The sequence below is a fragment of the Parasaccharibacter sp. TMW 2.1888 genome (genome assembly GCF_023167265.1).
In the GTDB taxonomy this organism is placed as follows: domain Bacteria; phylum Pseudomonadota; class Alphaproteobacteria; order Acetobacterales; family Acetobacteraceae; genus Bombella; species Bombella apis.
The window spans coordinates 165,537-190,849 of the sequence record NZ_CP030979.1; the positions used below are offsets into that span (position 1 = coordinate 165,537).

Annotated in this window: 21 protein-coding genes, 1 tRNA gene and 1 riboswitch; of the genes, 6 read left to right on the forward strand and 16 right to left on the reverse strand. The window is 59.8% G+C overall.

The window, feature by feature from the left end; translation table 11 throughout:
* The first annotated feature begins 12 nt into the window (after nucleotides 1-12).
* From DTQ13_RS00740 to DTQ13_RS00750, 3 genes are all read left to right on the forward strand, one after another.
* Nucleotides 13-456, forward strand: a complete 444-nt coding sequence (locus tag DTQ13_RS00740; protein ID WP_043559900.1) for a hypothetical protein — start codon at nucleotides 13-15, stop codon at nucleotides 454-456.
* 486 nt (nucleotides 457-942) lie between these two features.
* Entirely contained in the window at nucleotides 943-2,934 is a 1,992-nt protein-coding gene (locus DTQ13_RS00745) for a DEAD/DEAH box helicase (protein WP_248461257.1), read from the forward strand.
* Entirely contained in the window at nucleotides 2,931-4,229 is a 1,299-nt protein-coding gene (locus DTQ13_RS00750; RefSeq protein WP_154981391.1) for a class I SAM-dependent RNA methyltransferase, read from the forward strand. Before DTQ13_RS00745 ends, DTQ13_RS00750 begins: the two co-directional genes overlap by 4 nt.
* Nucleotides 4,230-4,268: 39 nt before the next feature.
* Here DTQ13_RS00750 and DTQ13_RS00755 read toward each other — a convergent pair whose 3' ends face one another.
* The 9 genes from DTQ13_RS00755 to DTQ13_RS00795 all read right to left on the reverse strand — a co-directional run bounded on the left by DTQ13_RS00755 (nucleotide 4,269) and on the right by DTQ13_RS00795 (nucleotide 11,653).
* Entirely contained in the window at nucleotides 4,269-4,625 is a 357-nt protein-coding gene (locus DTQ13_RS00755; RefSeq protein WP_043561127.1) for an iron-sulfur cluster assembly accessory protein, read from the reverse strand.
* A gap of 45 nt (nucleotides 4,626-4,670) precedes the next feature.
* Nucleotides 4,671-5,117, reverse strand: coding sequence for an SUF system Fe-S cluster assembly protein (locus tag DTQ13_RS00760; protein WP_081563230.1), 447 nt, complete (start codon nucleotides 5,115-5,117; stop codon nucleotides 4,671-4,673).
* Between the two features lie 7 nt (nucleotides 5,118-5,124).
* Complete coding sequence (locus tag DTQ13_RS00765) at nucleotides 5,125-6,336, reverse strand: aminotransferase class V-fold PLP-dependent enzyme (RefSeq protein ID WP_248460756.1); 1,212 nt, start codon at nucleotides 6,334-6,336, stop codon at nucleotides 5,125-5,127.
* A complete protein-coding gene (gene sufD / locus DTQ13_RS00770) occupies nucleotides 6,329-7,528 on the reverse strand; it encodes a Fe-S cluster assembly protein SufD (RefSeq protein ID WP_248460757.1) in 1,200 nt (399 codons plus the stop codon). The genes DTQ13_RS00765 and sufD overlap by 8 nt, the downstream gene beginning before the upstream one ends.
* Nucleotides 7,525-8,295, reverse strand: a complete 771-nt coding sequence (sufC, locus tag DTQ13_RS00775; RefSeq protein ID WP_043559896.1) for a Fe-S cluster assembly ATPase SufC — start codon at nucleotides 8,293-8,295, stop codon at nucleotides 7,525-7,527. Before sufC ends, sufD begins: the two co-directional genes overlap by 4 nt.
* A gap of 3 nt (nucleotides 8,296-8,298) precedes the next feature.
* Entirely contained in the window at nucleotides 8,299-9,780 is a 1,482-nt protein-coding gene (gene sufB, locus DTQ13_RS00780; RefSeq protein WP_086441718.1) for a Fe-S cluster assembly protein SufB, read from the reverse strand.
* Nucleotides 9,755-10,249, reverse strand: a complete 495-nt coding sequence (locus DTQ13_RS00785; protein WP_081563234.1) for an SUF system Fe-S cluster assembly regulator — start codon at nucleotides 10,247-10,249, stop codon at nucleotides 9,755-9,757. Before DTQ13_RS00785 ends, sufB begins: the two co-directional genes overlap by 26 nt.
* 148 nt (nucleotides 10,250-10,397) lie before the next feature.
* On the reverse strand, nucleotides 10,398-11,456 hold the full coding sequence (locus DTQ13_RS00790; RefSeq protein WP_349815529.1) for a DUF445 domain-containing protein: 1,059 nt from the start codon (nucleotides 11,454-11,456) through the stop codon (nucleotides 10,398-10,400).
* Nucleotides 11,348-11,653, reverse strand: coding sequence for a hypothetical protein (locus tag DTQ13_RS00795; RefSeq protein WP_248460758.1), 306 nt, complete (start codon nucleotides 11,651-11,653; stop codon nucleotides 11,348-11,350). Before DTQ13_RS00795 ends, DTQ13_RS00790 begins: the two co-directional genes overlap by 109 nt.
* A gap of 196 nt (nucleotides 11,654-11,849) precedes the next feature.
* Here DTQ13_RS00795 and DTQ13_RS00800 point away from each other — a divergent pair, with 196 nt between their 5' ends.
* Complete coding sequence (locus DTQ13_RS00800; RefSeq protein WP_248460760.1) at nucleotides 11,850-14,642, forward strand: phosphoenolpyruvate carboxylase; 2,793 nt, start codon at nucleotides 11,850-11,852, stop codon at nucleotides 14,640-14,642.
* 142 nt (nucleotides 14,643-14,784) lie between these two features.
* Here DTQ13_RS00800 and DTQ13_RS00805 read toward each other — a convergent pair whose 3' ends face one another.
* From DTQ13_RS00805 to DTQ13_RS00820, 4 genes are all read right to left on the reverse strand, one after another.
* Nucleotides 14,785-16,116: a voltage-gated chloride channel family protein gene (locus tag DTQ13_RS00805; RefSeq protein ID WP_408902118.1), complete on the reverse strand. Its 1,332-nt coding sequence runs from the start codon at nucleotides 16,114-16,116 to the stop codon at nucleotides 14,785-14,787.
* 45 nt (nucleotides 16,117-16,161) lie between these two features.
* A riboswitch (Fluoride riboswitch) is annotated at nucleotides 16,162-16,250 on the reverse strand.
* 105 nt (nucleotides 16,251-16,355) lie between these two features.
* A complete protein-coding gene (fusA, locus tag DTQ13_RS00810) occupies nucleotides 16,356-18,467 on the reverse strand; it encodes an elongation factor G (RefSeq protein WP_248460761.1) in 2,112 nt (703 codons plus the stop codon).
* A gap of 153 nt (nucleotides 18,468-18,620) precedes the next feature.
* Complete coding sequence (gene rpmB / locus DTQ13_RS00815) at nucleotides 18,621-18,926, reverse strand: 50S ribosomal protein L28 (RefSeq protein WP_043559888.1); 306 nt, start codon at nucleotides 18,924-18,926, stop codon at nucleotides 18,621-18,623.
* A gap of 133 nt (nucleotides 18,927-19,059) precedes the next feature.
* The gene (locus tag DTQ13_RS00820; protein ID WP_248460770.1) at nucleotides 19,060-20,865 is read right to left on the reverse strand and encodes an ABC transporter ATP-binding protein/permease; all 1,806 of its coding nucleotides are present in this window, start codon (nucleotides 20,863-20,865) and stop codon (nucleotides 19,060-19,062) included.
* Nucleotides 20,866-21,037: 172 nt separating this feature from the next.
* Between DTQ13_RS00820 and DTQ13_RS00825 the strand changes: the two genes are divergently transcribed.
* Nucleotides 21,038-21,874 (forward strand): NUDIX domain-containing protein, encoded by an 837-nt coding sequence (locus DTQ13_RS00825; RefSeq protein ID WP_248460772.1) that lies wholly within the window; start codon nucleotides 21,038-21,040, stop codon nucleotides 21,872-21,874.
* 85 nt (nucleotides 21,875-21,959) lie between these two features.
* Nucleotides 21,960-23,075, forward strand: a complete 1,116-nt coding sequence (locus tag DTQ13_RS00830; protein WP_043561113.1) for an AI-2E family transporter — start codon at nucleotides 21,960-21,962, stop codon at nucleotides 23,073-23,075.
* 11 nt (nucleotides 23,076-23,086) lie between these two features.
* On the opposite strand, the gene DTQ13_RS00835 is transcribed toward DTQ13_RS00830, so the two are convergent.
* From DTQ13_RS00835 to DTQ13_RS00845, 3 genes are all read right to left on the reverse strand, one after another.
* Nucleotides 23,087-23,163: transfer RNA gene (locus tag DTQ13_RS00835), tRNA-Pro, on the reverse strand.
* A gap of 75 nt (nucleotides 23,164-23,238) precedes the next feature.
* The gene (locus DTQ13_RS00840; RefSeq protein WP_248460773.1) at nucleotides 23,239-24,936 is read right to left on the reverse strand and encodes a MerR family transcriptional regulator; all 1,698 of its coding nucleotides are present in this window, start codon (nucleotides 24,934-24,936) and stop codon (nucleotides 23,239-23,241) included.
* A complete protein-coding gene (locus DTQ13_RS00845) occupies nucleotides 24,933-25,244 on the reverse strand; it encodes an integration host factor subunit alpha (RefSeq protein WP_043561110.1) in 312 nt (103 codons plus the stop codon). The genes DTQ13_RS00840 and DTQ13_RS00845 overlap by 4 nt, the downstream gene beginning before the upstream one ends.
* Nucleotides 25,245-25,313 lie beyond the last annotated feature (69 nt).

Genomic DNA, 25,313 nt, shown 5'->3' on the forward strand with positions numbered 1-25,313 from the left:
TACGGATTGACCATGACCAGTTCCATTCTCTGGGGGCTCATCCTCGCCCTGCATCTCCTCTGCATCACCTACTGGGTCGGTGGCGCCATCTTCTGCCTCCAGTCCCGCCGCAGCGTCCGCCTGCTGGAAGCACAGCAGGCCAACACGGTTCTGCTTCAGACCTATGGCCGTTATCTCAAGGCGCTCTGCCACGTCGTCCCTGTGGCTGTCCTCAGCGGAATCGCCCTCATCATCCATGCAGGCGCCTATCTGCCTTGGCCGTTCCACCTCATGGCCTTCTGCGGGCTGGTGATGATCGTCATTTTCCTGAGCATGCTTTTCGGCCCACTGCGGGCAGCACGGCGTGCCATCCGCCCTCAGCCGCAGCTTTTCAGCTCCCTGCATCGGCGGGCAGCCCTCATGGCGCTGGCAGGCATCATCGCCATCATCGCCGGTGCTCTTGGTGGCGGCGCCTGACATCCAGCTCTCTTCACCGTGAGCGACCGCCTATTACCTTGCCAAAAACGGCATTTGACGATAACGGATATTAACGAACCGGAGAGGCTGATACCCTTCCTCTCCGGTTGCCTTTCATCTGCCCGACAGGCTGCCGGGCAGCCTGCCCTGTAACAGAAACATTCCGAGAGTCATTTGAGCAGTAAACCATCCTCTGGTCCGTCCAAGACCCGCAGCAGCACCAGCCGCGTGCGGAAAACGTCCACTCCCCGCACGAAGACACCCCGCACCGGGACAGAAACCGGGACGGAACAGCCAGCGGACGATACTGTGCAGGATGACACCACCACTGCCGCCCGCAAACCAACCACGCGACGCCGCAGCACGACAGCCGGTACCAGGAAGAAAGCCACGACTCCAGCCGCCACGGCTGCTGATGAGACAGCCCCGGCTGCTGAAGCTGCGGAGCCTGCCGAGAAACCCAAGCGCACGACGCGCCGCCGCAGCGTGAAACCCACGCCAAAAGATGCTCCCTCCCCAGATGAGGCGACAGAAAGCAGCGCCTCCACTCCGGCAAAGAAAACAGTAAAGGGCACCCGCCGCAAGGCTGCCACTGCTGAGGAAGCATCTGCCCCGGCAGACCCCACAGCAGCTGCCGGGAGTGAGGAAGCTCCCCCCGCACGCAAACGCAGGGCGACTACCCGCACCAGAAAAACAGCCGAAACAGAAACTGCCAAAGCCGACGTCCCGGAAAAAAAACCGGCAACGCCTCGCACACGCCGCAAAAAGACGGCCGAAGCCACACCGGCCACGGAAACCGTGGACGACCACGAAGAGTCGGCTACCCCTCCAACACGCCGCCCTTCCACCCGTCGGAAAGCTGCTGAAGAAACGGTCGAAACCACGGCAGGCAGCGCCGCACCAGCCGGAACGGAAGACAAGGCATCCGCCACACCAGCCAAGCCTCGCCGGAAAAGAGCGAAGAAGGCTGAAGCAGAAACGGCTGAGCCGCAGGCAGAAAAACCAGCTGAGGGAACACCCACCGAGACCGGCTCGGAAAGCCGTATCCTCTTCAGCGATCTTGGTCTTTCCGAACCGATCCTCCGGGCCGTGGAGGAAATGGGCTATACTCATCCCACGCCCATCCAGGCACAGGCCGTGCCAGAGATTCTGACCGGGCGTGACGTCCTTGGCGTGGCGCAGACTGGCACCGGCAAGACGGCCTCCTTCACCCTGCCGATGCTGGAGAAGCTCTCCAAATCCCGAGCCCGGGCCAGGATGCCCCGTTCGCTCATTCTGGAACCCACCCGTGAGCTTGCCCTCCAGGTTGCCGAGAACTTCAAGCAGTACGGGGCGCATCTGCGCCTCACCCACGCTCTGCTGATCGGTGGCGGCAAGATGAACGAGCAGAAGGAACTGCTCAACCGTGGCGTGGACGTCCTCATCGCCACCCCGGGGCGGCTGCTCGACATGTTCGAACGGGGCGGACTGCTGATGACGCAGACTGACCTTCTCGTCATTGATGAGGCCGACCGTATGCTGGACATGGGCTTCATTCCCGATATTGAGCGCATCGTGAGCCTGCTGCCCAGACGGCGCCAGACCCTTTTCTTCTCCGCCACCATGGCTCCGGAGATCCGCCGTCTGGCCGACAATTTCCTGAACAGTCCCAAGGAAATCACCGTCGCCCGCCAGTCCTCCGTTGCCAGCACCATTACCGAGGGCCTGCTGGTCGTGGAGAAGAAGGACAAGAGCCGTGCCCTCTGCGCCCTGCTGCGGCAGGATGACGTGCAGAACGCCATCATCTTCTGCAACCGCAAGCGTGACGTGGACACACTGGAACGCCATCTGACACGGCAGAAATTCTCTGTCGGCCACCTGCATGGCGACCTGACGCAGGACCTGCGTTTCGAAACCCTCGAGCGCTTCCGCACAGGTGATCTCCAGATTCTCGTCTGCTCCGACGTGGCGGCCCGTGGCATTGACATTGGCGGGCTGTCCCATGTCTTCAACTATGACCTGCCTTTCAATGCGGAAGATTACGTCCACCGTATTGGCCGCACGGGCCGTGCCGGCAAGGAAGGCAAGGCCTACAGTCTGGCCACACCTGATGAGCAGAAGCTGCTCGAGGCCGTCGAGAGCCTGACGGGCAAGACGATCGAGCCGCTGACTGTAAAAGGCTTCCGCCATCTTGAATGGCGTGGAGAGGAGGATGCCTCCCCTGCCTCCGCCAAGGATGAGAGCAAGGGTCAGCAGCGGGGTGGCAGAAACAGGAAAACTGCCGAACCGAAGCAGGAAGACCGTCCGGCCCGCAAGAAGCAGCCGGAGCGTGATCCTCTGCCGGAAGCCCGCAAGCATGACCACAAGCGGTCCGGCCGAGCCGAACTGCTGCCGCCCGTACCGGAAAAGAACGGGATGCAGGATGGCTTTGGCGAGAATGTACCTGCTTTCATGAAGGTCAGCTTCCTGCCGGAACCACGTGATCCGTCCGACTCATGATGGAAACGTCCACGCAGATTCACGCCACTGTCGAACAGCTCGGCCGTTCGGGAGACGGGATGGTGCGTCATGAGGGGCGGGCCTGGTACATTCCCGGAACCCTGCCGGGCGAGCAACTGCATCTGCGATTCCATGACGGCGAAGCGGAACTTCTGGAGCGGGAAAGCACATCCCCCCATCGGGTAGAAGCGCCCTGCTCCCTGTCCGACCTCTGCGGCGGCTGTGCCCTCCAGCACATGGACCAGACCGCCCTGCTGGAGTGGAAAAAGGATCAGGTCCAGCGTGCCCTGAACAGAAGCGGCTTTACGGACCTGCCAGAACCTGCCCTGTACCAGACGCCCCCTCACAGCCGCCAGCGGCTGGACGTAGCCCTGCAAAGGGTACCGGGGGGCATCATTCTCGGGCTGCATCAACGGGGTGGTGACCCGGTGGACATGACGGAATGTCCCCTCATCCGCCCGGAACTGCTGAAGCTGCTTCCTCCACTCCGTGAGTGCCTCTCCTCCCTTGGTGCCCTGACAGGGCGTGGCAATCTGGCCATCAACCTTCTGGACAGCGGCCCGGACCTGACGCTGGAGACACCCGCTCCCCTGAGCGGTTCTGACAGGGAAAAACTGGCCGCTTTTGCACGGGACCATGGGATTCCACGCATCACATGGCGTCCGGCTCCCGGCAGGATGATGGAAACGGCTGCACAGACGGGGCCGGTCTTCCATCATTTTGGCGGTGTCAGGGTCTCACCCCCACCAGCCAGTTTTCTTCAGGCCAGTCAGGAAGGTGAGCAGGCCATCCGTGAAGCCGTTCTTGCCGGTCTGCCGCCGCTGAACCGGAAGGACCGGATCATCGAGCTGTATGCTGGATGCGGAACCCTGACCTTCCCGCTGGCCCAGCACGGTTTCGTGCAGGCCTATGAGGGCGACAGGGCGGCCATCGCCTCCCTCCGTGCCGCTACCCACGGCAGCCGTGCAGAAGGCTCCGAGCGGGACCTGAATCGCCAGCCCCTCCTGCCGCCTGAACTGAATCAGGCCCGTGTTGTCGTGCTGGACCCGCCCTATGCTGGCTCAGGCAAGCAGCTGGCCTCCCTTCTGCGCTCCAAAGTGCAGGATGTGGTCTATGTCAGCTGCAATCCAGCTGCGCTGGAAAAAGAACTCCCCGCCCTGAAGCAGGCCGGTTTTGCCGTGCTGTCATGGACCGTGATCGACCAGTTTCTCTGGTCCACGGATGTCGAGACCGTGCTGGTTCTTTCCAGAGATCCGAAACGCATCCGCAAAGCCGAAAAAAAGCGGAAGGGATAACCTCCCTCCCGCTTCATCACGTTGCGCCTGCTTCCACCATCAGACGTGGAAACTCTCCCCGCAGCCACAGCGGCCCTTCTCATTGGGGTTGGTGAAGGTGAAGCCTGATTCCAGCTCCTTCACCTCATAATCCATGACCGTGCCGATCAGGAAGAGCGTCGCCTTGCTGTCCACCAGCAGGGTCAGCCCGTGATCCTCGATCCGCTCATCCCCTTTCTGGACTTCCGGCACGAAATTCATCTCGTAAGACATGCCGGAACAGCCACGCTTGCCCACGCTGATGCGCAGGAACTTTCCCTTCTCGGCTCCCTCATACAGGGTCTTCAGGCGGGCGGCGGCCCGGTCTGTCATGGTCATCAGGGGTGGCAGGCTGCGTTTGGGGGCAGTATCTGTCATGAGGGTACCCTCCCGATCTTCAGTTTCCAGCGTGTTCATTCAGGATCAGAACATGTTCAGGGCAAGACGGGCATTGTCGCTCATCCGGCTCATGTCCCACGGCGGATCCCAGACCACCTTGACGGTCACCTCCCGCACGGTCGGAACGGACAGCACGGCATAGCGCACCATCTGGGGCAGCTCCTGCGCACTCGGGCAGTTCGGGGCCGTGAGGGACATCTCAATATCCACACGCCCGTCATCATGCAGGTCGATGGCGTAGATCAGCCCCAGCTCGTAGACGTTGACCGGAATCTCCGGGTCAAAGACGGTCTCGATGGCGGCGATGACCTCATCCTGCTGTGGCGGCGCATCCACGGGGGGAGGAACAAGCTCCTCCTGCCCCGCATAGGCCTGCTCCCGTGTCGGAACAGACGGCCCGGCGGGAACGTTCTCTTCCACAGCGGAAGAAACCGCCTCATCTCTGCTCTTCAGCTCGTCTGTTTCTGTCATGACATCCTCACGCAAGTAAGGCACGCGCACGCTCAATGCCGTGGGCCAGAGCGTCTATCTCGTCACGTGTCGTATAAATGGCAAAACTGGCTCTGGCCGTTGCCTGCACGCCCAGCTCCTGCATCAGCGGTTCAGCACAATGCTGCCCGGCCCGGATGGCAATGCCCTGCTGATCCAGCAGCACGGCAAGATCATGCGGGTGTGCCCCCTCCACCTGAAGTGAGAAGACACCGCCCCGCTCCACCGGGTTTCCCATGATGCTCACACCATCCGTCTTTTCAAGCACCTTCTGGGCATAAGAGACCAGATCACGCTCATGTGCTTCAATCACGTCTGCCCCCAGCTCCTCCACGAAACGGATGGCGGCTCCCAGACCCAGCACTTCCAGAATGGCGGGCGTGCCAGCCTCGAATTTGTGCGGCGCATCGGCCCAGCTTGCCTTCTCGAACGAGACGGAGCGGATCATGTCCCCTCCACCCAGAAAAGGCGGCATCTCCTCCAGCAGGGGCAGCCTGCCCCAGAGGATGCCGACACCCGTAGGCCCATAAAGCTTGTGGCCGGTAAAGACGAAGAAATCCGCCCCCAGAGCCTGCACGTTCACCCTGCGGTGGACGATGGACTGGGAGCCATCCACGATGACTTTCGCCCCGTGCCTGTGGGCCAGCTCCGCCAACTTTTTCACGGGCGTGATGGTCCCCAGCACGTTGGACATGTGCGTGACGGAAACCAGCGCAACACGGCCATCACCCAGCAGCTCTTCATAAGCGGCAAGATCGATGTCCCCATCCGCATTGATGGGGGCCACACGCAGCTCGATGCCCAGCCTGTCCCGCAGCATGAGCCACGGCACGATGTTGGCATGGTGCTCCAGAGCGGAGATCAGCACGGCCTGACCGGGCCTAAGCTGGCTGCCCAGCGAATGGGCCAGCAGATTGAGGCCCTCCGTGCTGTTCTTGGTGAAAACGATCTCCTGCCGGTCCGCCGCATTGAGGAACCGGGCCACATCATCACGCACGGCTTCATAAGCCTGCGTGGTCCGCTCGCTCATGTCATACAGACCACGATGGATATTGGCGTAACAGTGCCGTGCCGCTTCGCTCATCGCCTCGATGACACAGTCCGGCTTCTGGGCAGAGGCTGCGCTGTCCAGAAAGACCAGCGGACGGCCATGAGCCGTTTCGGACAGAATGGGGAAGCGGGCACGCACGTTATCAGACATGGCCGGGCAACGCTTTCAGCAGATAGTCCCGCAGGCTTTCATGCTCCACCAGTTCCACCGTTTCCAGAAGGAAGGCCTGCACCAGCATGTCACGGGCCTGCTCCTCCTGGACCCCACGAGAGCGGAGATAGAAAAGCTGGTCTTCATCCAGCGCACCGACGGTCGCACCGTGGCTGCACTTGACGTCATCAGCGTAAATCTCAAGCTCCGGCTTGCTGTTCATCTGTGCCTTTTCGGACAGGAGCAGGGCCTGGTTCATCTGGTAGCCATCCGTCTTCTGGGCGATCTGGTCCACCAGAATCTTCCCCTGGAAGACACCCTGTCCGTTTTCCGACAGCACGCTCCGCACCGTCTGGCGGGACGTGCAGTCCGGTGACGCATGATGGATCATGGAAGACAGGTCATTCAGCCGGGCACCATCGACAAGCTGGATCGCATTGACGTTCGTGTTGCTGAACGGGCCAGACAGCTGGGTGACGACTTCCTGACGGGCCAGCACGCCCCCCTGATTGAGCGTGAAGCTGTCATAATTGCCACGCTCACCCACATGGGCACCAACAATGGCCAGACGGGCAGCCTCATGGCTTTCAGCCTGCTGCGTGATGTGGCTGAGATGCGCCTTGTCCGCACAATGGACATCCACCTGCGGATTGGTCAGATACTGCCCCGTGCCAAGCTGGACATCCAGCAGGGTCAGCTGCGCCCCCTCATCCAGCGTGACACTGTGATGAAGATGGGTGGACACGCCATCCCCTTCCGTCAGGCTGACCATGACGATCAGCCCGGCATCCGTCCCGGCCGGAACATGAAGCCGTGCCCCCGGCTGACGGAGGGCCGCATTCAGACCGGCAGAGAAACGCCCCGCCAGCAGCGGCTGCACGGCAGAACCGTCACCATATTCCTGCACGTCCATGCAGTCTGGCAGGTGGGACAGCTCCTTGCAGAACCGGCCATTGGCGAAGACCAGCAGGCCATCATGCTCTGGCAGGTTCAGGCCTTCCACACGCTGCTTCACGGTGGCGGCTTCAAGGGCTGGAGCCTCCTGCCAGGCAATCCCGTTCAGGGACTGGAGTGGCGTGTAATGCCATGCCTCCACCCGACGTGTTGGCAGCCCTTCCGCTCCCAGCAGGGCTGCACGCTCTCCGGCACGCCCCGTCAGGGCCTGCCAAGCTGCTGCACTGTTCTCACTCACGCTGCCGCCTCAAGAAACTGTTTGTAGCCCTGTTTTTCCAGCAGTGTTGCCACTTCCGGGCCGCCACTATGGATGATGCGTCCGTGCGCCATGACATGCACACGGTCCGGCACGATATATTCCAGCAGACGCTGGTGATGGGTAATCACCAGTGATGAGAAGTCCGGCCCACGCAGGGAGTTCACACCCTCCGCCACGATACGCAGCGCATCGATGTCCAGCCCGCTGTCCGTCTCGTCCAGAATGGCCAGAGAAGGCTTGAGCAGGCGCATCTGGAGCACCTCGTTGCGCTTCTTCTCACCACCGGAGAAGCCGACATTCACGGCCCGCTTAAGCATCTCGCCGGACATGGAAAGGCGGCTGGTTTCCTCCCGTGCCAGCTTGAGGAAGGACACGGCATCCAGCTCCTCCTCACCACGGGCCTTGCGCACGGCGTTTACTGCCGTCCGCAGGAAGTTGGCGTTGTTGACACCGGGCAGTTCCACCGGGGACTGGAAGGCCAGAAACACACCCAGTGCCGCGCGTTCTTCCGGCTCCAGCTCCAGCAGGTCCTGCCCCTTGAAATGGGCGGAACCACCTGTCACCTCGTAATCCTCACGCCCCGCCAGAACATAGGAGAGCGTGGACTTGCCAGAACCGTTCGGCCCCATGATGGCGTGAACCTCTCCCTTGGGGATCGTGAGGTCCAGACCCTTCAGAATTTCCTTGGGGGTGCCGTCAGCATCGATCTGGGCCTTCAGCCCCTCAATCTTCAGAAAATCACTCATAGCTCAACCAACGCTCCCTTCCAGGCTGATCTGAAGCAGCTTCTGTGCTTCCACAGCAAATTCCATCGGAAGTTCCTTGAGGACTTCCCGGCAGAAACCGTTCACGATCAGGCCAACGGCTTCTTCTTCTGAAAAACCACGGGACCGGCAGTAGAAGAGCTGGTCCTCGGAAATCTTGGATGTCGTCGCCTCATGCTCGATGCGCGCACTCATGTTGCGGCTCTCGATGTAAGGCACTGTATGGGCACCGCACTGGTCACCGATCAGCAGGCTGTCACACTGCGTGAAGTTCCGACCGTTGCGAGCCTTGGGCTGCATCCGGACAAGCCCACGATAGGTGCTGTCCGACTGTCCGGCGGATATGGTCTTCGCCACGATGGTGGACCGTGTATCCGGGGCGAGATGGATCATCTTCGTACCCGTATCGGCCTGCTGATGTCCGTTCGTCACCGCAACGGAATAGAACTCACCAACAGAACCCTTCCCCGCCAGAATGCAGGACGGATACTTCCACGTGATGGCAGAACCGGTTTCGACCTGTGTCCATGAGATGCGGGCACGATCACCTTTGCAGATGCCCCGCTTGGTCACGAAGTTGTAGATGCCGCCCTTGCCGTTCTCATCCCCCGGGTACCAGTTCTGCACCGTGGAATATTTGATGAAGGCATCTTCCATCGCCACCAGCTCGACCACGGCAGCGTGAAGCTGGTTCTCATCACGCTGCGGGGCCGTGCAGCCTTCCAGATAGGAAACAGTGGCCTGGTCCTCGGCAATGATCAGCGTCCGCTCAAACTGCCCCGTATTGCGGGCATTGATGCGGAAATAGGTGGACAGCTCCATCGGGCAACGCACCCCCTTGGGCACGTACACGAAGGAACCATCGGTAAAGACGGCCGAGTTCAGGGCCGAGAAGAAATTGTCCGCCACTGGCACGACCGTGCCCAGGTATTTCTTCACCAGCTCGGGATGCTCGATGATGGCTTCGGAAATCGGGCAGAAAATCACCCCGGCCTCGGCCAGGGTCTTGCGGAAGGTCGTGGCCACGGACACGCTGTCAAACACCGCATCAACAGCAACGGGTGTCTTCTGCCCTGCCCCTTCCACGCCGGCCAGCATTTCCTGCTCATGCAGGGGGATGCCGAGCTTCTCATATGTCCTGAGCAGTTCGGGATCGACCTCATCAAGGCTCTTCGGGCCTGATTTCTTCTTCGGCTGGGCGAAGTAATGGGCGTCCTGATAGTCGATCGGCGGATGCTTGATCTTCGCCCAGTCCGGTTCGCTCATGTCCTGCCAGGCACGGAAGGCCTTCAGCCGCCAGTCCAGCATCCACTGCGGCTCTTTCTTGCGGGCAGAAATCAGCCGGACGATGTCCTCATTCAGCCCCTTCGGGGCGAGGTCCATCTCCACATTGGTCTCAAAGCCCCATTCGTAATTGGACTTTGCCAGTTTCTCGACCGCTTCACGGGTTTCTGACACAGCCGGCATGACATTCTCCCTGTTCCTCAGGCCTATGCATTGTCGCTTCCACCGATGTGGCAGAGGACGGATCGAATTTCAGATCGGGGTTGGCCATATCGGCCAGAGTGATGGTCTCCAGGGCCTGCCGGACCGCTGCATTGACCATATCCCACTGCCCTGACAGACCGCAGGTCTCACCATGTGCACATTCCTTGCCATCACAGCAGGCTGTCACGCAGATGGGACCATCCACCACGCTGATGACCCGGGCCACGGAGATGTCGGCCAGCTCCTCGGCCAAGCGATAGCCGCCCCGGGCACCACGGAAAGAGACAACCAGCCCACCTGCTGCCAGCCCTTTCAACAGTTTGGCAACTGTTGGCTCTGGCACCCCCGTCTCCTGCGCCAAAGACGCTGCCGTGGCCAGATCACCACGCACACCAAGACGCACGAGAACAACGGTCGCATAATCAGCCAGTTTGGACAGTCTCAGCACAATGAAAAACCTACATCCTATATCAATGATTCTCTATTTAAGACCCAACAGGTACCCATTCAAGGGAGTGACCCATATTTTCCCGATGGTCAAGCCTTATGTGCCGCCAGGATAAAGCGTTTTTCATATTTTGTTAAAAAATACCCAATCACGGAACAAGACAGACAAGCAGCCCCTCCAGCACGGCACCTATCACAAAGCCGACGACAGTGCCATTGACACGAATATAGGCCAGATCTTTCCCGATACCAGCCTCCAGCCGGACTGACAGGCTCTTGGCATCCCAGCGTCCGATAACACGGGCAATCATCCCCGCTACATTCTTCCGCATCTGCGGCAGGGATTTCACGATAGCCTGCCGGACCGCCCTGTCCAGCTGGCTGGCCAGGTCTGTCCTTTGCAGGAGCGTCCCCGTCAGCTGCTGGTAGGCAGTCCGCAGTGCCTGCGTACTCAACCCATCATCCCGCCGACTATCTTCCTCCACCATCAGGCAGAGCCGCCGCCACAAACCGCCACCCCATTCCTTCACACTCTCGTGTGCGAAAAAAGACGTGATGCTGCCCATGAGCTGACGGGCGCTCTCCGGGTCATCGTCCAGATCCTGGATTTTCCGTTTTACCCAGCGTGTAAACCCATGCCGGATATCGGAATCCATGGGGTCCACCCGGCCCAGCTCCGCCTTCAGGGCTGTCAGCACCTGCGTGGCCACCGAGGCCCCGATGGCCCAGCCAACCAGCCGCCCCCCCTGCTCACGCACCCGCCTCTCCACAAACCGGTGCAGGTCATCCTCCTTCGTGCTGACCAACTCCTTGAACTGCGCCAGAAAGAAAGAAAAGACTTCCTGATGGATATCCTCATCCACCATGGCTCTCAGGGCACGGATGACAAGTGCCGTAACGTCATCCCTTTTCATTAGGGTCGGAAAGAGGGTGACCAGAAAAGAGCCTCCCCGTCCATCTCCGATGCGCTCCAGCACCGCCGGGGCCAGACCACGAAGGTGACGCAGCAGAACCTCTTCCGTCTCCTTTTTCTGAAGAAGACGGGCCAAGGCCGCTGGCAGATCGGCACCTTCCAGCAGGCGCAGCATTTCTTCTTCTGTCAGGAAATGCTCAGCCATGAAACGGCCCAGCGCATCCCCCAGCTGGGCCTTTCTCTGTGGCAGGATGGCCGTATGCGGTATGGGAAGCCCAAGAGGATGCCGGAACAGGGCCGTAACGGCAAACCAGTCTGCAAGCCCCCCACGACACCCGCCTGGCTGCCAGCCCGCAGCATTTCCAGCCAGAGTGAGGGGCCAAACAGCTTCTGCCAGACGCTCAGACGGCTGATGACAGCCAGCACGGACGTCCCCACCAGCAACAGGCCTGCCCAGAGAGAGGCCCCGTTTTTCCTCACCGGAAGAAACATGACGATGGACTGCCCTCCTGCATGACCGTTGGTTGCCGCCCTCCTGCCAACTTCAGGCAGGCCGAACAGAAAGCACTTCTTATTAACAAGACTTGGCGCTTTATCACAATTGAGCCTATACAGGAACGATCACGCCGGCGATGGAGCCACACCGTTCCCGGCCCATATGAGACCAAGACAAGCGAGACTGTTCCCCATGCCAGATTGCGCCTCCCAGACTGACGCATCGCCTGCTGAACTGATTGAATCCTGCACCACTGCGCTGACATACTCTCCGCATGATTTTTCCAACCTGATCATTTCCCTTGCGAAAAAGGCAGGTACGGAAAATGGTCTGGAAGCAATCGGTCAGACCGTACGTCTGTTACGGGACCGCAACTTCATGACCCGGGCCGACGCCCTGCGCCGGTATGTGGGGCTGGAGCATGACGGAGCCGAATGCCCGCCGGAGCCCCGGCTGCGCAAGGTCGCCGAGCAGCTTGTCGCACAGGCACGGACACCGGATGACCTCTCCGTCACCGGTTTTGCTGCTGTCTTCACCGCTCATCCCACCTTCGCTCTGGCCAATGATGTGTACGAACTTCTGGCCCGTCGGGCGGAGGATCCGTCCTGCCCTGTTCCCACCCTGCCGACGCATCGCCGCAGTGCGCCTCCAACACTGGATGAAGAACAGTCTCTTGCCTTGGCTGCCATCACCCGTGGGCGGGATGCGCTGGACAGCCTTACCATGGAGATCCTCCAGGCAGCCCGTCGCCGCTGGCCTGAAGCCAACGAGATGACCCCTGCCCCTGTCCGGCTGGCCAGCTGGGTCGGGTTTGATACGGATGGCCGCAATGACATTGGCTGGTGGGACACCATCCGCATCCGTCTTGGCCTCAAGATTGCCCAGCTGGAACGTCTGCTTGAAGGACTGGAACAGATCGGGCTGAAAGAAGGTGTGCTGAGCCGGCGTGTGGCCGAAGCCCTTGCCGCCACGCAAAAGCAGCGTGACATCTGCCCCCGCTCTGTCCCCGGCCAGACCATGAAACCGGAAGACATCGCCCGCTTCGCCCATGTCCTCATCGACCTGCGGGAAACGGCCCTGCTCAATGCTGATGAGCTACGCCCTCTCTTCCGTGAGGAGGCAGCCCGGCTGGATGGTGAAAAAGCCCATCGACTGGATGTCATGCGTACGGGGTTCCTCAATCACGGGCTTGGACTGTCCCACATCCATACCCGCCTCAATGCAGCCCAGATTTACAACGTGGCCCGTACAAGGCTGGGCCTGACAGATGATCCGACCCTGCCTTTCCATCGTCGGGCGCTTCTCTCCCATATTGATGCCGCCATGGATGACCTCAAGCCGCTGGCCATCGATTTCGGGGCCCTGCTGGTAGAGCCCAGTGCCGCCTCACGCCTGATGATGACGATGGCGCAGATCCTCAAACATGTGGATTCCGGCTCCCCCATCCGCTTCCTGATTGCCGAGACGGAAAGCGGCTACACCCTGCTGGCCACGCTGTGGCTGTCCCGGCTCTTTGGCATCCGTGATGACCAGATCGAGATTTCCCCACTCTTCGAAACGGAAACGGCTCTGGAGAACGGTGCCGAGATTCTGGAGGAAGCCTTCCGCTCACCACACTGGCGGGCCTATCTCCGGGCCAATGGGCGCCTGTCCCTCCAGTTCGGTTATTCGGATTCCGGACGTTATGTCGGCCAGCTGGCGGCCGGCCCCATGGTGGAACGCCTGCGCCTGCGGACACTGGAGCTGATGAAAGAACATGGGCTGGAAGACATCGCCCTGACCATGTTCGATACCCATGGTGAAAGCATTGGCCGCGGTGCCCATCCTTTCAGCCTGAAAGAGCGTCTGGAATATTTCTCTCCGGCCAACACAAGGCAGGCGCTGCACAAGGCGGGCATTGCAAGCCGGGTTGAAGCTGCGTTTCAGGGAGGGGACGGCTACCTCGCCTTCGGTACGGACAGGCTGGCGGCCTCCACCATTGCAACGCTGGCTGAATTCGTGGCAGCCCAGGGCGAGCCCATTGCGGCTGACAAGCTGAATGATCCACTTTTCAGCAAACCCGATTTCGCCATGGACTTCTTCTCCACCATCGCCCTGAAGATGGGTGACCTGGTGAACGACCCGGGCTATACCGCCCTCCTCAGCGCCTTCGGCCCTGCGCTGGTGGACAAGACCGGCTCCCGCCCCTCTGCACGTCAGTCCGATACAGCACGGGTAACACGCATAACCCATCCAAGCCAGATCCGGGCCATCCCCAACAATGCCATTCTCCAGCAGCTGGGCTGGTGGGCCAATGTCCTGCATGGTCTCGGCAGTGCTGCCCGCCGCCATACAGAGCAGTTTGAACGGTTGCGTCACAGCTCGCCCCGCTTCCGCCAGCTTATGGATTTTGCCTCCCAGGCTCTGAACCATTCAGACCTTGATGTCCTCCGGGCCACCATCCATCAGCTGGACCCCGGCACATGGCTGAACCGGGCTGCGGACTGCGACAATGCTGATGATCGGGTCCATTTCCTCAACATTGCCCGTGACCTTGAGGAGCTGGAATTCTGGAAGAGCGTCCCGGCCCTGTTCCGGCGCATCCAGAGGGAAGATATCGCCCTGCGCTCTGCATGGCCTGAAGCCCCTCGCATGGATGTGGATGAAAAGCTCCTGCACGTCATCCGCTTTGCTCTGATGGACCGCATCTGGACCCTGGGAACACACATCCCCTATTTCGGTCCCCGTGGTACTCTGACACGGGAAGCCATCACGACACTCATCCTGTGTCTTGATGTGCCACGGGCTCTCCGCCTGCTGGATGACCTCTTCCCCATCACGGCCCCCAGCATTGCCGATCTCGATTTCGGTGAACCGGGTGGCGCTGCTGTGGCACAGGGCTTTGCCCGTGAGCATCGGGAGATATTCCAGCCACTGCAAAACGCCTTCGACCTGCTCCGGGAGGTCGGCGTGGCCATCATGCACGCCAATCACTGCTTCGGCTGACATTCCTCCATCAGGCGAAACACGACCATGAAAAAGGGCCTCCTTCCCAGTGGAAAGAGGCCCTTTTTCTATCCTCACAGACTTGCAAAACGGAGACGATCCACACTCTTCCCACGTTCCTCTCCATCCATTCTGGAGACGTTCAGTCTTCTGTCCAGATACCTTCCCTCGTACGGCGCAGCGCTATACCAGGGACAAAATCAGGTCGCCATATTTTGGGCACCCCCACTTTCTGGGACAGGTAAATCCCCGTATGCCCTGAGCAGAGATAGGCGATGAAACAGCCCGTGGCGTAATAGACAATGTTCGTCCCACCAAACAGCTCCACCCCCATGACCGTACAGGCCAGAGGCGTATTGACGGCTCCACCGAACACGGCCACCATCCCCACACCGGCCAGAAGATCACCAGGCACACCGAGCACCGGTGCAAGGGCATTTCCCAGTCCAGCTCCTACAAAGAACAGAGGCGTAACCTCTCCTCCCTTGTAGCCTGTGGCAAGAGCCAGGACTGTGAAAACCAGCTTCAGCAGCCAGCTCCACTCATAATGGGTCGTGCTGAAAAAGTTGACGATGGACGCTCCGCCCGCCTCCGGTGCCACGACACCAAGGCCCAGATAATCCCGTGTTCCCAGCAGCCAGACCAGCAGAATGGTCACGACACCGCCAATGGCTGGCTGCAACCAGGGTGTCGGACAGATTTTCTTGATGACCGGACCAAGCCTGTACACACCCTCTGCAAAGGCACGGCTGGCAAACCCGAAAGCCACAGCCGCCACAGCAACCTTTACCCACAGCAGGGCATCAACATGGAAAGGCGTCTGCCCTGGAGCTGCCAATCCCCTGAATGTAACGGGATAGACCGCATGATGTATCCCCCATTGATGGCATGTCCAGTCCGCAATGATGGACGTGACAGCCACAGGCAGCAGAGCAGAATAATCCAACGTACCAAGGGTCAGGACCTCCAGACCAAAGATCGCCCCCGTGATGGGCGTGCCATACACGGCGCCAAGGCCGGAGGCTACACCAGCTGTCAGCAGAATGCTCGTGTTGCGGCTGTCCAGCCGGAACAGTCGGGCAAAACTGCTGGCCAGACTTCCACCCATCTGCACGGCAGTGCCTTCACGCCCCACGGATGCCCCAAAAAGGTGACTGACCACTGTCCCGATGAACACAAGCGGGGCCATGCGCAGCGGTACCCCTTCCGAAGGTTTGTGGATTTCATCAAGGATGAGATTATTACCGCCTCCTGCACGACCGCCCCACCAGTAATAGGACAGGGCCACGGCCACACCGGCGACAGGCAATCCATAGAGAATGTCAGGATGGTCAAACCGGTATTGCGTCACCCATTCCAGCATCCAGAGGAAAAGAGCGCAAAAACTGCCCACCACAACTGCCAGCGGTACCAGTACACAGAACCACTGAAACAGACGGGACAAAAAAGAAACGCCTTTCTGGAAAAACAACATGACAAATTCCCCCTAACGCACCCTCACCGATCACTGCGAGGGATTCTGTTGGCAGGAATCATCAGCCTTCCCCGGCAACCGGGTGGCGGTTCGGCCCACAAGGAACCCGGTGGCAATCCATCACCGTTCCCTCTCAAAAACACGATCCCATAATACCTGTCAAGCAGACGCAAAAAGAAAACCCCCCGCCAGCACGCTGGCGGAGGGCCTCCCTCACAGAACAGTCAGCAGGGAACGTATCAGCTACGCTCTGCGATGATCTCATCCTGCACGTTACGAGGCACCGGCTCGTAGTGGTGGAACTGCATGGTGAAGGACGCACGGCCCTTCGTGGCAGAACGCAGATGGGAAATGTACCCGAACATTTCCTTCAGCGGCACCTGGGAGCGGATCAGAACCGTGGAACCCGAGGTCTCCTGGTTCTGGATGATACCACGACGACGGTTGAGGTCACCCACCACGTCACCGACGTGATCGTTCGGCGTGGTGATCTCCACATCCATGATCGGCTCCAGAATGACCGGACCGGCCTTCTTCATACCTTCACGGAAGCAGGCCTTGGCAGCGATTTCGAAGGCCAGAGCCGAAGAGTCAACGTCGTGGTACTTACCGTCTTCCAGAGTGAACTTGAAGCCCACCGTATCGAAGCCAGCCAGCACACCCGTCGTGGACTGCATGCGCACGCCCTTTTCGACAGCCGGGATATATTCCTTCGGCACGGCACCACCGACGATCTTGTTCTCGAACAGAATCTCCTCGGCACCCTTCTCCGTCAGCGGCTCGAAGGTGATCTTCACCTCAGCGAACTGACCGGAACCACCGGACTGCTTCTTGTGGGTGTAGGTCTCGGTGTGAGACTGGGTAATCGTCTCACGATAAGCAACCTGCGGGGCACCGATGTTGGCATCAACGCCATATTCACGGCGCAGACGGTCCACGATGATGTCCAGATGCAGCTCACCCATACCGGAAAGAATGGTCTGACCCGTTTCCTGGTCTGTCCGCAGATGCAGGGACGGATCTTCGGCTGTCAGCTTCTGGAGAGCCAGCGTCATCTTCTCGACAGCATCCTTGGTCTTCGGCTCGACAGAAATGTCGATCACCGGAACCGGGAACTGCATGCGCTCCAGAACAACCGGGTCAGCTGCATCAGCCAGTGTGTCACCGGTCACGGTGTCTTTCAGACCAACGAAGGCAGCAATGTCACCAGCGCCGACAGACTTCACTTCCTGACGCTTGTCAGCGTGCATCTGGAACATGCGGCCAACACGTTCCTTCGTGCCCTTGGTGGTATTCAATACGGTGTCACCCGTGTTCAGCACGCCACGATAGACACGGACGAAGGTCAGTGTACCGTACTTGTCGGAGATGATCTTGAAGGCCAGACCAGCAAATTTACCTTCCGGGTCCACCGGGATGATCGGCAGGAAGCTCTCGTCAACTTCCTTGTCTTCCGGCGGAGCAATACGGATGCCCTCGACTTCGTCCGGTGCTGGCAGATAATCAACCACGGCATCCAGAAGCGGCTGCACACCCTTGTTCTTGAAGGCCGTACCGCACAGCACAGGACGGAACTCACCAGCGATGGTGCCCTTCTTGATGCAGCGTTTCAGGGTTGCGACATCCACCTCACCCTTCTCGAAATACTCTTCCATGGCGGCGGTATCGACGCTCAGGGCGGTATCGAGCAGGTTCTGGCGGGCTTCCTCGGCACGCTCCTTCATGTCGGCCGGAATCTCTTCATAGTGGAACTTGGCGCCCAGCTCACCGCCTTCCCAGACGATGGCACGCATTTCCACCAGGTCCACCACACCGACCATGTTCTCTTCAGAGCCGATCGGCAGCTGAAGCGGAATGGCCACGATGTCCAGCTTCTCCTTCAGTGTGCTGAAGGCGTAGTCGAAGTCGGCACCGGTACGGTCCAGCTTGTTGATGAAGATGATGCGGGGCACGTTGTAGCGGTCAGCCAGACGCCAGTTGGTCTCGGACTGCGGCTGCACGCCAGCCACACCTTCAATCACGAAGATGGCGCCATCGAGCACACGGAGGGAACGGTTCACCTCGATGTTGAAGTCGATATGGCCAGGGGTGTCGATGATGTTGATGCGGTGGCCGTCCCACTCGCAGGTCACGGCAGCAGACGTGATGGTGATGCCGCGCTCACGCTCCTGCTCCATGTAGTCGGTTGTGGTGTTCCCGTCATGCACTTCACCGATACGGTGGGACATACCGGTGTAATAGAGCATACGCTCTGTTGTTGTCGTCTTACCGGCATCAATGTGAGCGGTAATACCGATGTTGCGAATCTTTGAGAGAGCGGACTTCGCGCCCTGAACGCTGTCGTCGGTCACGGGAAACCTCCAAAATGCAAGGAAAGGTGCCACCGCCTGCGCCGGGGCACCCTCATCAGGCCCTGTATGAATACCAGAAAAACAGACTACCCCGGCAGAGCCACCCCGGAACAGCCGCCCGTCCTGCGGAGAGAACGGGCTTCAGCTGCCTGATCAGGCAGCTGACTGGGCAGCCTTGCGCTCCTGCACACGCAGGATGCGACGCTTGATGACCAGAGCTTCTGGCGTCAGTTTCCGGTTCGGTGTGCCCAGCAGGAAGGAATCAAGCCCGCCATTATGCTCGACCGTACGGATCCCCTTGGCGGAAAGGCGCATACGCACCGGAGCCTCGAGAATATCGGACAGGAGCGTGGCTTCCTGAAGATTCGGCAGGAAACGGCGACGGGACTTGTTGTTGGCGTGGCTGACGTTATTGCCCGTCAGTACCCCTTTGCCCGTGACATGGCAACGGCGAGACATAGAACTTCCTCGATACTGTGATACGCAGGGCCGCAAGGCAGACCTGCATGTTCCGTAAATAAGGCGGGCTTATGACTTACTGACGCTGATACGTCAAGTCTTTCCTGCCTTTCATACCGACAGAAGCAGCCCGCTACCCCTCTACATCCGAATGACTTTCAACGGAACCCCTTCTTGCCTGCAATCTCCACATTCCTGCATAAATGCCACCTTTTTCCAACAGCTGGCGATGGGTTCCCTCTTCCACCACCTCTCCGTTCTCCATCACAAGGATATGGTCTGCCCTCTGTATCGTGGAGAGACGATGGGCGATCACGAGCGTTGTCCTGCCAGAGGAAAGGCTCTCCAGCTCTTTCTGGATGGCCTCTTCCGTCCGACTGTCCAGGGCACTGGTGGCTTCATCCAGCACAAGCAGACGGGGATTGCGCAGGATGACACGGGCAATCGCCATTCTCTGCCTCTCCCCGCCCGACAGCCGCACCCCCCGCTCACCGACCAGTGTATCGAACCCGTCCGGCAGACTGTCCACAAAAGGACCAAGCTGGGCCGCCTCGGCTGCCTGCCTGACCTCCGCCATGCTGGCCCCTGCCCGCCCGTAAGCAATATTCTCGGCAATCGTGGCATTGAAGAGTGAGGTCTCCTGCGCCACCACGCCGATCTGCCCCCGCAGGGCATCAAGCGACAGTGCCGGAAGTGGCACACCTTCCATTCGCACGGTTCCTTCCAGCGGGTCATACAGCCGGCTGACGAGCTTCGCCACTGTGGACTTTCCGGACCCGCTCCGCCCGACAATGGCGAGCATTTTCCCTGCCGCCAGCGTGAAACTGACATGACGCAGGATCAGCCGCTCCGGGTCATATCCGAAAGAAACATGCTGCATGTCCAGCGTCACGCCATGTGCCTGTCCGGCAGGCAGGGGGACAGGCGCTGGCGGAGACTGTATCTCTGGTATCAGCCCCATCAGCTCCAGATAGGCTTCCATGTCGACACGGGCATTGCGCCAGCCTGCACCAACATAATTCAACGCCCCGACCGAGGCATAAACACTCCGGAGATACGTGCCCATCAACACGAATTGTGCAACACCGAGTCGATGCGCATGAATATCCCGTATGGCCATCCCCAGCAATACAGCCGTGGCGAGGGCAATCAGACTGTTGCGAATGGCCTGGGAACCTCCAACAAGCCCCTGCAAACGGGCCTCGGCCGTGCGCAGCGCCTGCCAGGCCCCCTCCTGCCGTCTGCATTCATGGGCGGCATTGCCGAACATGCGGACAATGTCCGCATTGAGCAGACTGTCCACCAGATGCCGATGTGCATGGTTGTTCGCCTGATTGCGCTCCCGTCTGGCCTGCATCCGCCAGCGGGTAAACAGGAAAGAAACAGCGGAATAGAGGATCAGCGTGGCACACAGCAGCACCAGATACCAGCCATCAAAAACGCGCAAGACGACCAGAAAAGTCAGGGCCAGCCCCAGAAGGTTCGGCATGACGTTGGAGAAGGTCATGTCAACGATCATGCTGGCAGCATCAGCGCCACGATCGATGATACGGGTCAGCGCACCTGTCTGCCGCTGCTGATGGAACCGGGTCCCCAGCTGATGGACATGCTCCAGCCCCAGCAGGCTGATCCGCTCCCGCAGGGCCGTCCTCACCGGCACCATGAGCAGGCTGCGCAACGGCCCGGCCAGAGCACCTGCCATGCGCAGGACCGTATAGGACGCCAGCAGGGCCATGACCGCCGCCATGACCGCTTCCTTCCCCGAAAGCCGGGCCACCATGTCGCTGAACAGCCAGGGTGTGGCAACGGCCGTCACACTCTCTACGACCAGCAGAACACAGGAACAGAAGAAGCGCAGAAACCAGCTCCTCAGGGAAGCCGGGCGAACCAGCCGCCAGAAAGCCCGCAAAGGCAGGTGTCCGATCTTTGTTGATGCCATAAAAACCTGATAGATGATCTGCTGCCATGTCTGGCATTGTTGCCGGGGGAGCTTTTACACGGTCCTCCCCATCCTGCCAGCCTTTGCCAATTGAATGATGCCCCAGAGACAGGCAGGCTCTCCGCTGCTGTCCGTCCTCCGTGCCATCATGAATGAACATCAGAGAGAACCCATGCTGTCCTCCGCTGCCTCTCCCTTTCTCCGCCATATTGAGCGGTGCCGCAATGTCACCCTCCCGGCGGGGCGCATCCCCCTGCTGCATGACGGCCTGTCCATCGGTCTGGTCGACCCTGCCTGCCTTGGCTGGCTGGCCGCTCCTGCCGAGATGGGCCTGCTGGAAATAGGGGACGGGCACATCACCCTGCCCGATGGACAGGGGCTGTCCCAGATAAGCCACATGCTGGCCGAGCAGGAACGCTATGTGCCCTTCCATGAATGGTTTGATGTCCGCTCACCTGATGGAACAATCATCGGGCAGATTGACCGGGCTCTGATCCCGGTTTTTGGTGTGGAAGCTTCTGGTGTCCACATGAATGGCCTTGTCCAGAAAAAAACGGGGCTGCACCTCTGGGTTGCCCGCCGCAGCCCACAGAAACGGCTGGACCCAGGCAAACTCGACCATCTGGTTGCCGGCGGGATGAGCAGCGGCCTCACCCCAGAGGAAACACTCGTCAAGGAAGCCGGAGAAGAAGCCTCCATCCCCACCGCCCTTGCCCGCCACGCCCGCCACGCCAGCACGCTCCATTACGCCATGACACGTCCGGAGGGGCTGCGACGCGACCGGCTTTACTGTTACGATCTCATGCTCCCGGAAGATTTCGTTCCCCAGGCCAATGATGGTGAAGTGGAATCCTTCCATCTCATGCCTGTCGAAAACGTCTTCCAGCTGGTCCGGGACACAGACGATTTCAAATTTAACGTTAATCTTGTCCTTCTGGACCTTTTCCTTCGACTTGGGATGTTCGATAAGCAGGATAGTCTGATTCTGGCAGAAACTTTACACGGGTGACCCCACATGACCACCCTTTCCAGACCAGCCCACTGATGTGGCTGCTTCATTCCATTCTGGCACGCTGACCGGGACACCACGCACCATGACCCATCCACACCACAGAACCACCCAACCGCTGCGGCTCTCTCCGCCCTCCAAGACCCTACAGAAACGGGCCCGTGGTTTTCTGGCACTGTTTTTCGTGCTGGCAGCCCTCTGGACACTCAGACACATGCTGCCAGCTCTCCTCTGGGGCGGCATCTTCGCCATTGCCCTCTGGCCGCTATACAAACGTTCGACAAGGCGGTTCGGCCACACGATATGGCTTCCCCTGCTCTTTACCGGTGTACTGGCGCTGATCTTCCTCGTCCCTGTTTCCTTCATCAGCATCAAGACGGCTGACGAAATCCATTCGGCTTTCCTGTGGCTTGATACGATCCGCCATCAGGGGCTGCCGGCCCCCGCCTGGCTGGACCGCCTGCCAGTGGCTTCCGGACCGGCCACCGCCCTCTGGACCGAGCATCTCAGCAATCCTGATGCCCTGAACGATTTGTTCCATTCCCTGAATCTGGGACATGGCATGGCCGTGGGCAAACAGTTCGGTTCGGAAGTCCTGCACCGGGGAATCCTGTTCGGCTTCTCCATGCTGACACTTTTCTTCCTGCTGAAAGATGGCGACAGCATCATCCGGAAATGCATGATCGGCTCGCAGCGTCTCTTCGGAGCGCAGGGAGAAAGCCTTGCACGACAGATTGTTGCTTCCATTCATGGCACGGTTTCCGGCCTGGTTCTGGTCGGGCTGGGTGAAGGGGCCATCATGGGCGTGTGCTACGTGGTTGCCGGGGCCCCACAGCCGCTCATCTTCGGGCTGGCGACAGCCATTGCGGCCATGGTCCCTCTGCTCGGCTGGATCGCCGTGACAGGCGTATGCCTGCTGATCGCCTTCAAGGGTAGCATGCTGGCCGCCGCCATCGTCTGGCTGATTGGTGCGGTCGTGCTGTTCGTGGCAGACCACTTCATTCGCCCTGTCCTGATAGGCGGCAGCACGAAAGTCCCATTCCTCTGGGTGTTGATGGGTATTCTGGGCGGTGCGGAAACATGGCAGCTGATGGGCCTGTTCATCGGACCAGCCATCATGGCAGCCCTGCACCTGCTCTGGACACTCTGGACCAGCAACAAGGTTTCTGGCCAGCGTACGGGACATATTGTGAGGGAGTGAACCGCAGGAGATGGTCGGGCAGGCGGGATTCGAACCCACGACCCCCAGTCCCCCAGACTGATGCGCTACCAGACTGCGCTACTGCCCGTCGTCCTGCGGTGAGGAAGCTCTAGCAGCCCCGGCCCATTCCTGCAATGGCCCGGGGCTTTTTTTTAATATTTTTTCAGAGAGTAAGGGTTTTTTTCATCTCGGCCAGCTCGCCGAGAAGATCATGCAGCAGCCTGTCCAGCTCATCCTTCCGCCGGACCTGGAGACGGTTTTCCATATCCTGGGCTGTCAGCTTCTGTTGCAGGACAACGCCTTCCCCCTCAAGGGTACGGATACGTTCCACTGCCTCGGCATGGCGTTCACGCTCACCGGCAAACCCGGCCTGCGCCTGCTTCAGCTCGCCATTTTCCGCTTCAAGATGCTCCACCCGGCCAACGATGACAGCCTGTGCTGCCAATTTTTCCTCACTCTCTTTCAGGGAACGCTTGAGACGGACATTTTCATCCTCAAGGGACTGCATGATCAGAACAGACTGTTCCAGCTTCCGCACAAGCTCCTGCCGCTCTGCCCCTACAGCCTCCAGACGACTGGCAAGCTGTTTCTGCTGGGCAGCGCCTTCCGACTGCAAGGTCTGCACCTGCTCATGCTCTGCCTGCAGGGTTTTCAACTGCCCCTGAAGAGCCTGCACCTCATTCCGCCTGGCTTCTTCTGCCAGCACCTGTTTTCTGGCGTCAGCTTTCAGCCGATCAACAGTTTCCCGCAGAGACGCAGCCTGCTTTTCCAGTTCCTGCTGTCTGGCCTGACCCGCTGTCTGCCGCTCCATGGCAGCCCTGTGCAGTGTCTCGATTTCAGCTTCCAGCCCCCGGCACCGTTCTGCCTCAGCACGGGCTTCTTCCAGCTCCCTGCTCAGGGTCTGTATCCGCCCATGTTCGACCTGCATGTCGGCCAGCTTGACCCGCAGCCCTTCCAGCTGGCTCAAACGTTCCTTCCGGGATTCTGCCTCTTTCTGATGCTCCCTGGCTTCAGCCATCAGGCGATCAACAGTTTTCTGCAACTCGGCGTTACGCTCTTCCAGAACACGTCCCTGAGTGGCTTCCGTTTCACGCTGCTTCTGCCCAGCCGCACGCAGCGCCCCGTTCTCGGTTTCAAGACGCCTGATGTCCGCCCGTACGGCCTCAAGCTCCTCATGCAGGGCCGACGCCCTGTCACGCTCCGCCCGCAACCCGGCAAGCTCTGATCGCAGCGTCTCCAGCTGGAGCCGCTGCTCCTTCCCATCGGCAACCGCCTGCTGATACGTGGCCGTCTCCGCCGTCAGACGCTCAACCGTTTCCTGCAAAGCCAGATTCTCTTCTTCCAGCTCTGCAACATAACCACCCTTTGCGTCCTTCTGAGGCTGCGGGGCAGACCGGGACTGCTCCAGCGCTTCCTTCAGGGAAGCATTCTCATCTTCCAGCGTCTTGAGGGACAGCGCAATCTGACCAAACTCCTCAAGACGATCGCTGAGCGTTCTGTTTTCCTTCTGCAACTCCTTCAGCTGGTCAGGTGAAGAGGTTTCGCCGTGACCAGCTGTCTCCGCCCCGCCCGAGACGGAAAGCGGCGTGCCATCACTGATAATCCCCTCACGCTTCAGCAATGGAACAACCTCATGGCTTCTGGCACCATCCTGATAAAGGAGCCGGGCGATATTGCGCACGACCGTGACAGCCTGCTCATCGTAATAACTCTGCCCGTCTTCACCCTGCTTTACCCTGAAAACAGGATAAAGACTTTCCCATGAATGCAGACGGTACAGAGGCAACCCCAGCTCCCCTGCAACGCTGATGGCTGTCCTCAAGCCCCCATGCTGAGGCTGAGATGAATCAGTGGACATCATTGATGGGCATCCTGAGCTGATGGTCTGCCATTGACGCTGTCCCGCAGAAGACGGGATGGCCGGAAGAACGGCACACGCCGGGCCGAGATGATGGCCTCTTTCCCTGTCAGGGGATTCCGCCCCAGACGGGTTGCTTTATCCCGTACAGCGAACGTACCGAAGCCGCTGATCTTCAGCGACTTGCCCTGCTCAAGAGTCTGGATGAACAACTCAAACATCTTCTCCAGAAACAGGGTAGCCTGCTGCCGGGAAAAGCCATGCTCCTCCTGGAGGAGCTCTATCAGATCAGCGCGTGCAATTGTCTCCATAATGGGAAAAGGTATCACGAGCCATCTGATTAGCACACTGAAAAAACGAACTCCCCTGCATATAAATCA